Here is a 15,348-nt window from a genome sequence, read left to right on the forward strand (position 1 = left end):
TAATTCTTAATTCTTAATTCTTAATTCTTAATTCTTAATTCTTAATTCTTAATTCTTAATTCTTAATTCTTAATTCTTAATTCTTAATTCTTAATTCTTAATTCTTAATTCTTAATTCTTAATTCTTTATTCTTTATTCTTTATTCTTTATTCTTTATTCTTTATTCTTTATTCTTTATTCTTTATTCTTTATTCTTTATTCTTTATTCTTTATTCTTTATTCTTTATTCTTTATTCTTTATTCTTTATTCTTTCAACAAATTCCTCGAAATAACAACCTTTTGAATCTCAGTTGTCCCTTCTCCTATAGTACATAATTTAGAGTCTCTGTAGAATTTTTCTACTGGAAAGTCTTTAGTGTAACCGTAACCGCCATGAATTTGAACTGCATCATTTGCGATTTTAACACACGCTTCTGAAGCATACATCTTTGCCATAGCTCCTGATGTTGTTACTGGTTTATGCTTTTGTTTCAAGAAAGCCGCTTTATGCAATAGTAATTCTGAAGCTTCAATTTCTGTTGCCATATCTGCCAATTTAAAAGAGATTCCTTGAAAATTACTGATTGGTTGCCCAAACTGATGTCTTTCTTTCGAATATTTCAATGCAGCTTCGTAAGCTCCCTTTGCGATTCCTAAAGACAGAGCTCCGATAGAGATTCTCCCGCCATCCAGAATTTTCATTGCCTGAACAAAACCTTCTCCAACTTCTCCTAATCTATTTTCATCTGGAACGCGACAATTATCAAAAACCAGCTCTGCGGTCTCACTTGCCCTCATTCCTAACTTATTTTCTTTTTTACCTGATGAAAAACCTTTCATTCCTTTTTCAAAAACAAAAGCCGTCATTCCTTTAGAATCACCTTTTTCTCCAGTTCGCACTACCACAACCGCAATATCTCCAGAGATTGCATGCGTAATAAAGTTTTTAGCGCCATTTACAATCCAATGGTCTCCGTCTTTAACAGCTGTTGTATTCATTCCGCCGGCATCAGAACCTGTATTATGTTCTGTAAGTCCCCACGCGCCAATATGTTCAGCAGTAGCTAGTTTTGGAAGCCATTTTTTCTTTTGCTCTTCATTTCCAAAAGTTAAAATATGATTGGTACACAATGAATTATGCGCCGCAACTGATAATCCGATTGAAGGATCTACTTTCGAAATCTCTTCTATAACTGTAATATATTCGTGATAACCTAAACCAGAACCTCCGTATTCTTCTGGAACCAAAACGCCCATGAAGCCCATCTCGCCAAGTTGCCTAAACAACGGAATTGGAAAAATTTGTGCTTCATCCCATTCCATTATATAAGGTCTAATATTTTTTTCTGCAAAGTCTTTTATAGACTGTGCAATCATTAGTTGTGTTTCGTTGTAATCAAAGTTCATGAGTTAGTTTCTTTTAGAACTCCAAATATAAACTAATTATTTTTGCTTTTTCAACAGGAAAATCTTTAATTTTTGCCAAATCCTCAATATTATTAAAATTTCCATTCATACTTCTATAGGTTACAATTTGTTTTGCTAGCCCATATTTGAAATATGAAAATTGAGCCAATTCTTTTAAGGAAGCGTCATTTACATTTATTTTCTTCAAGTTTGCAGGAATTACAACTTTAAAATGAGCATTTAGTTCATTTATAACTTCAGGCGATAGCCCCCAAATCTCTTTCATCTGCTCCATCGATACAAATGACCCAATGATTTCTTTCTGCTTTAAGATTCTAGAAGACAACCCTTCTCCTATTCCGTAGATTTTCATCAAATCTTCTTGCGTTGCCTCATTAATATTTATTATTTCTAACTTTTCTTTTTTAGGAAAACTTTTTACAATAAATTCTTTTTTCTCGACACTATAATTCTTTTTATTCTGTTTCCAATCTGGAAATTTAAACAAAGGAGAAATTTCCTTTAATAGAGAATCCGAGACTCCAGTAACCGCCTGAAACTCTTCTGCAGAGTTTACATATTTATTTTCTTTACGAAATGCCATTAAACGATCTATTTCCTCTACAGACATTCCAAGCTTATATCCTTTATAATCTGAAATAAAATTAGGATTGAAAAGATAAGTAATTGGTTTTACGCTTTTATCAGTTAATTTCTGTTGATCAATTTCTGACTGAAGTGCAAGCCACTCTTCTTTTTCAGAGTTTTTTGCTTCTGAAATACTAAAATCAGATAAAAAATAAAATAACTGCAGTCCGGTCATAATAAGAAAAAGCATAAAAATACCAATCCGTTGCTGTTTAGTAAAATGAAAATATTGGTTTAAAGACTTAAAATTCATGATTAAAATTACTTTTGAAGGATAACTTAAGAAAAATCTTTCAAATTTATTAAGAAAATTAGTAAGAAAAGTAACTTTTAAAAAATTATCGAATCTCTTATAAAAGTCCAATTAATTTAATGAATGTCAATACTTAGAGAATCTTTCTTACGAGTACTGTAAAAAAAACAAAGATTTTATAACTTAAAACATGATAATTGTTTTTATTTTTTACAAAAAACAATACATTTGGCACTTAATAACAAATAAACCAATAAAATAATATGTCAATTTGGAGAGTTAAACCTATATCAGCCTTTGAGGCCGATATGAAAAAGAGTGATTTAAAGAGAGTCCTAGGAAAATGGAGCCTTACTGCCATTGGTGTTGGTGCCATTATCGGTGGTGGAATTTTTGTACTTACAGGTACTGGGGCTTATTATCATGCAGGTCCAGCATTAGCTATTTCGTTTATCATCGCAGGTATTGCGTGTGTATTTGCAGCTCTTTGCTATTCTGAATTTGCTTCTATTTTGCCTGTTGAAGGATCTGCTTATGCATATGCTTACGGTACAATTGGAGAAGTTTTTGCCTGGATAATTGGATGGGGACTAATTCTCGAGTATGCAATGGGATCGATGACTGTAGCGGTTTCCTGGTCCGGATACTTTAACAAATTGCTCAAAATATTTCACATTCACCTTCCTGATTGGCTAACTACAGATCCTGCAAGTTACACGGGAGAAGGTTTTTCTATGAATCTTCCAGCTTTCTTGATCGTTCTTTTAGTTATTTCATTGCTTATTAAAGGAACAAAAAGCGCTGCTAAAGCAAATAACGCAATTGTTATTCTTAAAGTATCTGCTGTAATCTTTGTAATTATTGCTGGTCTTTTCTTTATTAATACAGCAAACTGGAGCCCGTTTATTCCTGAAGCAACTCAGATTATTGAAAAAGAAACTACGCACAATGCTTACGGAATTGGAGGTATCATCTCTGGAGCTGCAGCTATTTTCTTTGCTTATGTTGGTTTCGATGCTGTTTCTACACAAGCTGGAGAAGCTATTAATCCTAAAAAAGATGTTCCTTTTGCAATTATTGCTTCTTTGTTAATTTGTACTACTTTATATATCCTTGTTTCTCTAGTACTAACAGGAATGATGAATTACCAAGACTTTAATCCACTAGGAAAATATCCTGAAGCTATCAAAGCTCCTGTTGCTTATGCATTTGATATTGCAGGACAAGGCTGGGCTGGTTCTATTATTACTGTTGCCGCAACTATTGGTTTGGTTTCAGTATTAATGGTAATGATCATGGGACAATCTAGAATTTTCCTTGGAATGTCTAAAGACGGTTTAATTCCATCTGTATTCTCTAAAGTAAACCCTATTTCTGGAACTCCAAAAACAAACTTAATGATTCTTGGAATTATTATCGCAACAGTTGCTGCCTTTACACCAATCAACAAATTGGCTGACATGACCAGTTTTGGTACTTTGTTTGCCTTTACAATGGTTTGTATTGCTGTTTGGATTTTAAGAGTAAAACAACCAGGATTAACCAGAACATTTAAAGTTCCTGCTTTACCAGTTATTGCGGTATTAGGAATTGCAATCAATTCTTATTTAATTTTTAATTTAAGCAAAGATGCACAGTTATTATCTTTTGGATGGCTTATTATTGGTATAATTGTATACTTTGGATATAGCAAGAAAAGATCTAAACTTAACAATCCTACCGAAGAATAATAAATACAACTTCATAAAAAAAGCTCCAAATTTAGATTTGGAGCTTTTTTTATAAATCAAATACCGATGTTCTTTTTGATCGAATTAAATCTTTTAGTCGAATCCAGAAGGCGAGAGTCAAGTAGACTCCAAACCCCAAACCCGCTGTAACAAAAGAAATGTAGATAAAAAACAATCGCACGCTTGTTACGCGCATTCCGAGTTTATCTGCTAGTCTTGAAGAAACATGGAAACCATATTTTTCAAAAAAGAATTTAAGTTTTAAAATTGCTGACATTTCTATATTTTAGATTTAATACTTTAGATTTTTAGATTCCTGATTGCTCAGGATTACAAAAGTACAAATTATCTAATTATTTTTAAGCAGTTCTAATCCGATAGCACATTTTAGACAAGCCTTTCGCTCGCAATATTCATTTTTAAGTTCTAATAGCGTCTGACTTTCAAATGCAGTTTTTGATTGGATGCCAAAAGAATTAAACTTGTCTATAATGACGTTTTTCTCTGAAGTAACTTCATTCATAAAATCAATTAAATCTTCGGAAATTGATTCACCTATAATATTGGAATAAGTAAATTGAAGCGGAATAATAGTATTTATAATCAAGAGATCTATAAACGACTTAGAGAGCGTTTTAGACTTCTTCGGGCTATCTTTATCAAATTGGTAATGATTTTGCCAATACGGGCTTGCAGACACGCTTAGCAAACGATATACGGCATCTACTGATTTTAAATCGATAATCTTAGAAAACAAATTTTGATGTTTATGGTATAATGCCGCCAATTGAGAAAGCCTGATTGTTGGAAAATTATCGGGACGAAGTTTAAAAAACTGGAGAGGTTCTGTGTACGTCTTTTCTATTTGATACTTATGCAATAAATAAAAATAGCGAAACCTTAAATCTTTATAATAAACATCTTCTTTCTCGACCTCCAACAAACCAGCAGTGCCAAAAAGGAGCGCTTCTAAATTTTCGATTTCAAAACTTTCTTTTCTGATTACTGAAAACGGGATTGCCATCGAGATTTGCAGAAAGGAATTTCCGTTCGTATTTAGTCCAAAATTCTTCGCTAGAAGACAAAATAAGACCGCCTCCCAATCTTGATTGGTTTCTTCCAATAACTGAGCAATAAATTTAGATTTACGCTCTAAACGCTCAAAAAACAATCTTTCCTGCCAGTTTTTAAAAATAAATCTGTCTATCTTTTTTAATTGCCTTTCGCAGAAAATCCAAGTTTTTGGAGAAACCAATGAATTATAATTTTCGATTATTTCTTTTGAAACATAATCTTTAAGAACAAAAACAGGAATTTCGGTATTGTTTTCTCTAAAAATAGCCGTGTCGTTTTCCCAAACCACATGAAGAATAACATTTTTATAAGCAGGATCTTTCTCGTGATTATGCAAATACCAATCTGAAGATTTCAAATGAATCTCTACATTGCCTGCCCATTTTTGGTTTCCTATTTCTATATGAGCATTAAAAAAGTCTGGCCCAGCAAGTTCTAAATAATCACCCGTTTTAAGAATTGTTATCGATTCGCCTTGAACCGTTTTTAAATTCAGAGAATCAAACTTCTTGAATTTCCAGATATAATGAAGAAAGTCTTCTTTCATTTTCAGATTTTATAGTAGAATTACAAAATCTAAAAGTAATAAATTTTTAATATTATTCTTACAAAATTAAAAAATTTTAACGAAGCATGTACAATTTAGCACAAGCTCTTGCATCAGACAAAGCTTCATGGTGATTCAACTGGATACTCATTTCTCGACAGCAATCACTTAATTTTGTTGGTTTTATGCCTTTAGCTTTGTAGATTTTAACCGTGCATTCCCACTTTGTGGCAATATTTAAATCGTCATAATTTAAGCCATGCAGGAGCATGGTTTTCATTAAGACATTTCGATCAAAACTTTCGTTATGTGCTACTACAACTTTATTTTTTAGCCTCTTTTCAATCTCTGGATAGATCTGAAAGAATGATTTTGCATTCATAGTATCTTTAGGGTAAATTCCATGAACACGAATTGTAAAAGGATTATACTCGTTATTTGGCGGTTTAATTAAAGTCACATATTCGTCCACAATAATTCCATTTTCGACGGTCACAATACCTACCGAGCACGGATGATATCCTGTCGCGGTTTCAAAATCTATAGCTGTAAAATTCATTTTCTAATTTTAAAAGACAAATCCATAAATCTAATTGATTTACAACAAGATTTATGGATTATTTATATTTATAAGAGGCTTACTTTATTGCGCCAATAATATCATATTTAGTAATAATGTGATGGTGTCCGTTTCCTAAGTCAACCAAAACAGCATCATTTTCTTTGCTAAAAAGCTTTGAAACCTCTTCAATCGGTGTCCCTAGTTTCACAATTGGGAAAGGTTTCCCCATTACTTCTTTAATTGGTTTTTCAGCAACATTTTTATCCGCAACATAGCTTCTAAATAAGTCTGTTTCGTCAACAGAACCTACAAATCCATTGATATCAACAACCGGAATTTGTGAAATCTTATATTTACGCATACGCTCGATTGCATGCGAAACTAATTCTTCAGTACGAACAACGATTAATTCTTTATCAATATGATCTTTAATAACGTCTTCTGCTTTTGTAATGTTTTCTTCCAAGAATCCGCGCTCGCGCATCCAGTCATCATTAAACATTTTTCCAACATAACGGCTTCCAGAATCGTGAAATAATACCACAACAACATCTTCTGGTTTAAAATGTTCTTTTAACTGCAACAGACCTTTTATACAAGCTCCTGCAGAATTTCCAACAAAAATACCTTCTTCAAGCGCAATCTTTCTAGTATAAACTGCAGCATCTTTATCGGTTACTTTTGTAAAACCATCAATTAGAGAAAAGTCAACATTCTTAGGCAAAATATCTTCTCCAATACCTTCTGTTATATACGAGTAGATTTCGTTCTCGTCGAAAATTCCAGTTTCGTGGTATTTCTTGAACACAGAACCATAGGTATCAATTCCCCAGATTTTAATATTTGGATTTTGTTCTTTCAAATATTTTCCAACTCCAGAAATAGTTCCTCCTGTTCCAACTCCCACAACAAAATGTGTAATTTTTCCATCCGTCTGTTTCCAGATTTCAGGTCCAGTTTGCTCATAATGCGCCAACGAATTTGACATGTTATCATACTGATTGACATACCAAGAATTTGGCGTTTCTTCTGCTAAACGCTTTGAAACCGAATAATAGGAACGTGGATCTGTAGGCTCAACATCTGTAGGACAAACAACAACTTTTGCACCAACAGCACGAAGAATATCCATTTTTTCTTTAGACTGTTTGTCTGAGATTACACAAATTAATTTGTAGCCTTTTACAATTGCCACAAGTGCAAGTCCCATTCCTGTATTTCCAGAAGTTCCTTCAATAATAGTTCCTCCAGGTTTAAGTCGGCCATCTGCCTCTGCATCTTCAATCATTTTTACAGCCATTCTGTCTTTTACAGAATTACCCGGATTAAAGGTTTCGACTTTTGCCAATACTAACGCATCAATTTCAGCAACAATTTTGTTGAGTTTTACCAATGGTGTATTACCAATTGTTTCTAAAATATTATTTGAAAAGTCCATTTTTATTTAAGTTTATTTAGTGGTTCGAAATAAAAAAAGCCAGTTTTTATTGGAAGAAATTCCAAACCAGACCAAAGCGCAGTACAAAATCACGATACGGATTATGAGGCGCTGAATAATAATTACTTTGCGAAAACAAAGCATTAAAATGTTCCGCTTTTAAATAAAAACGTGTCTGGCGTATTCTGGCATTCACAAAGAAATCGAATGTTGCAAAACCACCGATTTTCTTGTCTTGCTGCACAAAAAATTCTGCTATAACAGGATTATAATCATCTCCATAATATTTCGTAAGATAATTAAAGACAAGACCTGTTTGCATGAATAATGCTTTTTTAAAGAAATGATTCGAATAATAGAATGTATTTCTAGTTACAAAATCTGGCACATTTAAAACTAAATCTGACTGATCTACTTTTTGATACAAAAGGGTATTATCTAATGCAAAAGGTCCAAATTTGAATTCTCTACTAGCCTTTATCTCTAAATAATTAATCGCATTTCCGTACTGCATTGGATTAACGATCTGTATATTAGCCGCTTTTTGCGCATCTGTCGCTACATCTGTAAAATACAAATGATCTTTTAATACCGTATACTGAACTTGTCCTGTTAGCCACGGAGTCGTAATTTCTGCACTTAACGAATTAATTTTTTCGTTTTTAAAATCATTTGACCAATTGTACGAAATCCAACTACTTTGGTATAAATTATAATTGTTATTAGGCAGTTTATTGATGTTGCGATATCTAAAATCAAACTTAATTTCATCGCTCATATCATAACGTAATTTAGCATCTAAATCAGAAAGCGATTCATTAGTAATTGATCTTGAATATAAAAATCGACCATTCCATTTGTTTTTCTGATATTCGTACTGAGCACCAAAATTGTTAAACTGTAAATACAAATTGTCCGGAACGGCGTTTCCAGCTGCATCAACAATAATTCGGTTATATCTATAATTAGATCTATAATCGTCAACAAAAAATATAAATTTACCTAACAGCGAATTTTCGTAAGCTGCTCCAACTTTATTATAAAGTCTTTCATATTTAGTCTGATCGTTAATATTGCTTGCCGCGTACGACTCACCAAATCTCTGCACTCGACTAGTTGTTCCATCATTTGCAGTTACTGTAGAAATTACAGTTGGCTGCTTGTATTCATAATCTTTATACTCATAATTAAATTGATGTGTAAGGTATAAATTATTACTTCCGTCAGTTGGATTCACTCTAAAAGCATGATCAAAAAACAATCTTCTTCCTTTTAAAAATGATTCTGCATCGGTTAAATAAACCTGCAATCTTTGTCTATTTTTATAATCTTGACTATCACTTTCAAAATCTGCATCGTTTGTTATACCACCATTTTCCTCATTCAAAATATCCTGATTTGTAAAATGTGCATTTATCGCATATCGTTTGCTAGTTGTGGCATAACTGGTTGTAATTCTTAAATTACCAGCACTAACCAATTGATTATTATAATCTCCTTCAGATCTTAAACCTTTATAAGCAATCGAGAAATTAAGATTTTTAGAGACATTTAATGTGATAAAAGAATCTACATTCTGTCCTTTTTTTATCGTAGTATTAAAAAACAATTCTGTAAAAGGCGTTGCTACAGAATAATATCTTATTTGATCTGCTTGCATATAATTAGAATGCTTTCCGCTAAAACCAATTTCAGGATACGGAGAAAAACTTGTCAAACTGTATTGAAGCGTATTTACAGGCTGTCCGATATTAGAAAACTCCATAAGACCAAAAAGATCTTTTCTCAGATGATTTTGCCTATAAGCACTTTTAAGTGTTAGAGACGTATCTGCATAAATAGTATCATGTTCTAAAGTGACAATTTTATACTGATCTATTGTTGCAATCTTTTGTTTTTTCTTTTTTACGGTATCGGTGACACTTGAATATTCTGTATTCATATCTAAATTATTTTTAGAAGCAGTTTTTTTTTCTTGCGAAAACAATAAAGTTGGAACAACTAATAGATATAAAAAAATGAATATTCTCATTTGATGGCTTTGTATAAATTTATTTTGACAAAATTTGCTAAGCAAAGGTAATATAAAAAGGTATAAACGAAAAAACATAATATATAATATGAAGCTTGAATCGCTTTGGTCTTTTGAAACGAAAACCCCGTATACAAAAGTATACGGGGCTCTCAAAAAAAATCAAAATATTTATTATTCTTATTCCCAAACTGGGTATAATTTACTTTGAATATCAATTAAATTGATATGGATTATATTCTAAATATTAGAATTTATCCCAGAACAATTTAGTATTTAACAAATCTCCTCCAATATCAGCAGATGCTTTAACATAATTTGTTTTATTGATACTTGCTTCTACACCTGGATAAGTATATCTAACAGGAACAGTAAAAATAAGTTTGTTAATAGCTGCTTGAGGCGCTTTTAACACAGGAAAATCCAATCTTCTGTAAGATGTCCATGCTTCATATCCTCTGTTATAAAGAGCAAACCATGCTTGATTACCGATTTTTTCTTTATACGTAGCTCCACTTAACGGATTATTATAATCTACTTTTGGACTTGCAATGTAAGCATCGATAGCTGTAGTGCTAGTTACTCCCCAATCTGCCATAGAAGCTTTAATACCCGCTTCGTAATATACTTTTGCCTGAGCAGAACCACCTGGAATTAAGTTTTTCTCAGCAGCTTCTGCTAATAAGAAATTCAACTCAGCGAAATCAAAAATAGTTCCTGGAAAAACTGGATTGTTTAATGTAGACGTTATTTGTGAATAAGCTGTATAAACATTTGCCGAACCATAAGTTCCACCAGTAAATGTTCTTCCTGCAGGAATAACTGGAGCTGGAGCAGTTAAGTTAGTAAAATATTTAGGCATCCTTGGGTCACCACCAGGAACAACAGCGTCCATAGCAGAAACAAAAGGCTCAGCAGGAATAAAATCAAATCTCTGACTAGTTACTAAATCAGCATATAATGGATTTTGATTTCCTGATGTAGTTAAATAAGTCAATTTTGTATTATCAGCATTACTAGCCAAAGCACCAGAAGCAAGAGCTGCCTGAACTTGAGTAGTTGCATAAGCTGGATCAACATCAGACATATTTACTGCCATTCTAATGATTAATGAATTAGCAAATTTTGCCCATTTTGCATTACTAGCTGCATTACCAGAATAGATGATATCTGCTGCGCCAAAGTTAGCTACTGTACTATTTGCTTTTAAAACTGCAGCAGATGCACTTAATCTTTTAATAAGATCTTGGTAAATCGTTTTTGCATCATCATAAGCTGGTAAAGGATATTTTTGAATATCAATTGCTTGTGAGTAAGGAACGTTTCCAAAAGTATCTACCAATACGCTATAAGCATAAGCTTCTAAGATATCGATAAGCGCTAATTTATTTTGCTTAATCGCTTCATCAGCAGGAGTTGCAGTAGTTGTTGCTGCAATCATAACTCTTGAATCATGAAAATCGGCTAAAACATCTCTGTACAAAACCAAAAAGTGCGTATCTGGAATTTTTCTGTTTGTAATGTTATATTGGCTCTCATCTGGATAAGTTGTCTCTGTCCATTGCTGTGCAAATAATCTAAAAACGTTATTATTCACACTAGTACTAACCATTTGATCGACTAATTTCTTCTCAGCATTGGTAAACAAAAATTCCGCTTTGGTTGTTGTTGGTCTTTTCGGATCAACATTCATATCTGTAATGTCCTGGCTGCACGAAACCATCATACCCACCACAGACATTAATAAAAGTACTTTTTTCATGATTTAAAATTTTAATGTTAGGTTACAACCAATATTTCTTGTTGTCGGAAGTGAACCTCCTGAATAACCTGATGATAAGTTACCTGAACTTATACCACTTTCTGGATCTGCATCTGGAAGATTTTTACTGATGATCCATAAGTTAGAACCTACTAAAGAAAGACGTAAATCATTCAAACCTGCTTTAGCTATAAATTGTTTAGGGAAACTATAAGTAATGCTTACCTCTCTTAATTTCACATAACTTGCATCATAAACAAATGCTTTTTGTGGGTTATTATTGTAACCATAGATACTTCCAGCCACCTCAGGACTTGGTGTTCTTGTAGTATTAGGAGTTCCATCTTCGTTTACTCCAGGTAAAATAACACCTCCACCATTAGCAAGTGTATTTCTTACAGGATTTCCAAGTTCGTTGTTTCCTGCTGTAGAAGCATACAATCCAGAGCTTTGTCCATAATATTGATCAAGAGAGAAAATATCTCCTCCTTTTTGAACATCGATTAAGAAACCTAAAGAGATTTGTTTGTAAGTGAATTTGTTACGAACACCACCAATCCAATCTGGAGTAACATTACCAATTACATTATTAGTAGTTGCTGTTTGTAAATACACTCCATTTTTAGTTACTTTTTGTCCATCTGCACTGTAAATAAAATCTTTTCCAAGAATATCTCCATAAGCATGTCCTTTTGTACCAACGATACTAACTCCTCCTTGGAATGTACCAATTGTTAAAACATCAACACCTGGTGTTAAATCTACAACTGTATTCTCATTTTTAGACCAGTTTACGTTAATATCCCATTGGAAATCATTTGTTTTAACAGGAGTTACGTTGAAGATTACCTCAACACCTTTATTTTCTACAGATCCCGCGTTTACGTATCTAGAAGAGTTACCAGTTGCAGTAGAATAATCTACTGGGAAGATTTGGTCTTCACTTAAACTTTTGTAAACACTCACATCAAAACCTACTCTTCTATCAAGGAATTGCATCTCTAAACCAAGTTCTTGAGATTTAGTTTTAACAGGACGTAATTCTGGATTATTAGCAATGTTTGGTCTTGAATAAAGTTGGTTTGATCCAAATGGATTAAATTTAGTAAATACATCTTGCAATGCATAAGAATCGATACTTCCTTGTGGGTTTTCAGCATAACTTGCTCTTAATTTACCAAAAGTTAACCATGGAGCATTAATATGTTTTGTGAATACATAACTTCCAGAAACAGAGAATGTATTAACATCATTGTTGTCTTTCGGCAACTGAGAGAATGCGTCATTACGTACAGTTCCTTCCAAATAAAGGAAATCTCTAAATCCTACTGAAGCAGATGCATAAACACTATTTACAGCTGTATTGTCTTCAACCTCAATCGGGAATGGAGAAGCATTTACTGAATTTGATAATGCATAGATTCCAGGAATAATAAGTCCTCCATCTGTAGAAGATAATGTAGATGTACGTCTAGTTCTTAAAGCATTATAACCAACTAAACCTGTTAATGAGAAATCATCATTAAGTTTTTTATTGAAGTTTAATGTAAACTGATAGTTTTGCTCAGAAAACATACCAGTATATTTTTGGTATCCTGAACCAACAGCTAAACGGTTAATTCCGAATGTTCCAGCCAAAGATCCTACCGCTTTTCTTTCTTCACGTAATTCTGAATAAGAATCTGTACTAATTTTTCCTGTAGCGTTTAACCAATCTGTAAATTTATAATCTAACTGACCGTAACCGATGAAACGATTTCTTTCGTCTGATTGGTAGTTTTTATATCTTGTGAAATATGGGTTATCCCAATATTTAGGATTTGTATTTCCATTAGAAGGATCTGCCATGTTCCAAGAAATATTTTGTCCGCCTGAATTTTGGAAAGCTTCTTCCTGAGATTTAATATCCACGTTAGTTCCCCACCATTGACGGAATAAACTCGCAACGTTATCACCACCGTAACCAGTAGTATTTCTACCTTGCGTAGTTTGTGCTAAATAATTAGCAAAAACACTTGCAGATAATTTATCTGTTAATTTGTGGTTGAATTTAATACTTGCGTTATTTTTTCTCAATTCACTATTTGGCAAAATACCATTCTCTTTATAGTTGTTATAATTGATAACGAAATTACTTTTATCTGAACCACCTTCAAAAGAGATTGAGTTATTGAATGTTTGAGCTGTTTGAAAAAACGTTATTGGACCATTTTTAGCCGCTACCCATGGAGATTTTTGTCCAAATTTTGAAGAATATGGAGTATAAGATTCCCAAGTATAAACAGAAAGATTTGGATCAAACGCAACACCGTAAGAAGCATCATCTGTAGTACTTACCACTTGGTTGCCATTTTTATCCATAACAAAAAACGCTCCTGTTGGTCCAACTGGAATTCCATTAGGAGTTCCATCAGTCTTATAAGTTGGTCCGTAACCTTGTCCATATTTGTTTTGGTAAACAGGGAAAGTATTTTTATCAACTGAACCAACACCAAACTCACTTGAAATAGTAACTCCCATACCTTTTTGAGCTTTTCCTTTTTTCGTAGTAATCATGATTACACCATTACCAGCTTGAAATCCGTATAAAGCAGATGCCGCAGCACCTTTAAGAATATTTAATGTTTCGATATCATCTGGATTAATATCCATACCAGCATTACCGTAATCATAAGTATTACGCGCTCCAGCTGTTTGTGCTCCATTGCTTGAATTCACATTCGAGTTATTAATTGGCATACCATCAATAACAATAAGCATTTGGTTATTTCCAGTAAGGTTTTTAACACCTCTTGAAACTACGTTTGTAGATCCTCCAAAGTTTGTATTTTTTCTGATATATACCCCTGCAGATTTACCAGAAAGATCGTTAAGGAAGTTCGCGCCAGTAGTACCACCAACTAAATCTTCTCCTTTTAATTCCTGAGTAGAATATCCAAGAGCTTTTTTCTCTCTCTTAATACCCAATGCAGTAACAACAACACTTTCTAATTCTGTAGTATTACTAGTTAATTTTACACTTAGTGTTGTAGAACTAGCTGCAACTTCTTGCGTTTTCATTCCAATGTAAGTAAAAACCAAGACTTCACTTGGAGTTGCTTTGATAGAGAATTTTCCATCAAAATCTGTTTGCGTTCCGCTTTTAGTTCCCTTAACTAATACACTCACACCTGGAAGAGGCATTCCTGAATTATCGGAAACTATACCCGAAACAGTTCTTTCTTGCGCAAAGGTTAGTTGCGTAATCAGCGCCACCAAAAGCACTAAGAATCCATTTAACTTTAGTTTCATTTTTAAAAATTTTGAATTAGTATGTCGCAAACATCTTAATATTTTCTTAAAAGAACAATGCATGTTACAGTCTCGTTCTAACATTTTTTTAATATTTCTTTAACATATATTTGTTAATGAATAGTTAATTAACACAAAAACAACTCAATACGCAATTTTAAGCGTAAAATACTGCAATTTTTTTAATCAAAAAATTAACATATATTTAACATTTAAGATAGCGCTTTTCTTAAAAAAATAGACAAAAAAATAAAATAAAACAAAGTGTATTCTTACAATAAAGCCGATTAAATACAACATTCTTGACTGAAAATGTTGTATTTGACAAATTTTTAATTTGGTTTTCGTCATCAAATCGTAATAAATTGTAAATCAATTCTTCCAAGTTGCAAAAATCCTTGATTTCATCTTTTTAGAATACATTTTTAGAAAATTACCAATTATTTATTTCATAAAAAAAATCATAAAAACCAAGTGTTTTCGCGGGTTTTTAACCAATACCGCATACTTATAGTCAATTTGAAAAATAGCATAATTTCCAACAGTAATACTCCTAAATAGGATTGCTCTAAAAGAGCAATTATTGACAGTATTCATTTGAATCTATTTAATGCTTTTTAGAA

10 protein-coding genes are annotated in these 15,348 nt (G+C 32.6%); 1 reads left to right on the plus strand and 9 read right to left on the minus strand.

From position 1 onward, the window contains the following. Positions 1-245: 245 nt before the first annotated feature. The gene (locus tag NCC77_RS00300; protein WP_250833875.1) at positions 246-1,388 is read right to left on the minus strand and encodes an acyl-CoA dehydrogenase family protein; all 1,143 of its coding nucleotides are present in this window, start codon (positions 1,386-1,388) and stop codon (positions 246-248) included. A 13-nt stretch (positions 1,389-1,401) separates the two neighbouring features. Then, on the minus strand, positions 1,402-2,289 hold the full coding sequence (locus NCC77_RS00305; RefSeq protein WP_250833876.1) for a ComEA family DNA-binding protein: 888 nt from the start codon (positions 2,287-2,289) through the stop codon (positions 1,402-1,404). A 263-nt stretch (positions 2,290-2,552) separates the two neighbouring features. Here NCC77_RS00305 and NCC77_RS00310 point away from each other — a divergent pair, with 263 nt between their 5' ends. After that, positions 2,553-4,019 (plus strand): APC family permease, encoded by a 1,467-nt coding sequence (locus NCC77_RS00310; protein WP_250833877.1) that lies wholly within the window; start codon positions 2,553-2,555, stop codon positions 4,017-4,019. 49 nt (positions 4,020-4,068) lie between these two features. Here the strand turns inward: NCC77_RS00310 and NCC77_RS00315 are convergent, their stop codons facing one another. The 7 genes from NCC77_RS00315 to NCC77_RS00345 all read right to left on the minus strand — a co-directional run bounded on the left by NCC77_RS00315 (position 4,069) and on the right by NCC77_RS00345 (position 14,725). Further along, the gene (locus NCC77_RS00315; RefSeq protein ID WP_008466940.1) at positions 4,069-4,296 is read right to left on the minus strand and encodes a PspC family transcriptional regulator; all 228 of its coding nucleotides are present in this window, start codon (positions 4,294-4,296) and stop codon (positions 4,069-4,071) included. Between the two features lie 72 nt (positions 4,297-4,368). Next, complete coding sequence (locus NCC77_RS00320; RefSeq protein ID WP_250833878.1) at positions 4,369-5,640, minus strand: DUF2851 family protein; 1,272 nt, start codon at positions 5,638-5,640, stop codon at positions 4,369-4,371. Positions 5,641-5,716: 76 nt separating this feature from the next. Next, on the minus strand, positions 5,717-6,199 hold the full coding sequence (locus NCC77_RS00325) for a 3'-5' exonuclease (protein WP_250833879.1): 483 nt from the start codon (positions 6,197-6,199) through the stop codon (positions 5,717-5,719). 79 nt (positions 6,200-6,278) lie between these two features. Beyond that, positions 6,279-7,640, minus strand: coding sequence for a pyridoxal-phosphate dependent enzyme (locus NCC77_RS00330; protein ID WP_250833880.1), 1,362 nt, complete (start codon positions 7,638-7,640; stop codon positions 6,279-6,281). 46 nt (positions 7,641-7,686) lie between these two features. After that, the gene (locus NCC77_RS00335) at positions 7,687-9,672 is read right to left on the minus strand and encodes a putative porin (RefSeq protein WP_250833881.1); all 1,986 of its coding nucleotides are present in this window, start codon (positions 9,670-9,672) and stop codon (positions 7,687-7,689) included. Positions 9,673-9,919: 247 nt separating this feature from the next. Further along, positions 9,920-11,434 carry a SusD/RagB family nutrient-binding outer membrane lipoprotein gene (locus NCC77_RS00340; RefSeq protein WP_250833882.1) on the minus strand — a complete coding sequence of 505 codons (1,515 nt, stop codon included), beginning with the start codon at positions 11,432-11,434 and terminating at the stop codon, positions 9,920-9,922. A 3-nt stretch (positions 11,435-11,437) separates the two neighbouring features. Beyond that, a complete protein-coding gene (locus tag NCC77_RS00345) occupies positions 11,438-14,725 on the minus strand; it encodes a SusC/RagA family TonB-linked outer membrane protein (RefSeq protein ID WP_250833883.1) in 3,288 nt (1,095 codons plus the stop codon). Positions 14,726-15,348: the final 623 nt, after the last annotated feature.

The sequence above is a fragment of the Flavobacterium tyrosinilyticum genome (assembly GCF_023656565.1).
Lineage (GTDB): Bacteria > Bacteroidota > Bacteroidia > Flavobacteriales > Flavobacteriaceae > Flavobacterium > Flavobacterium tyrosinilyticum.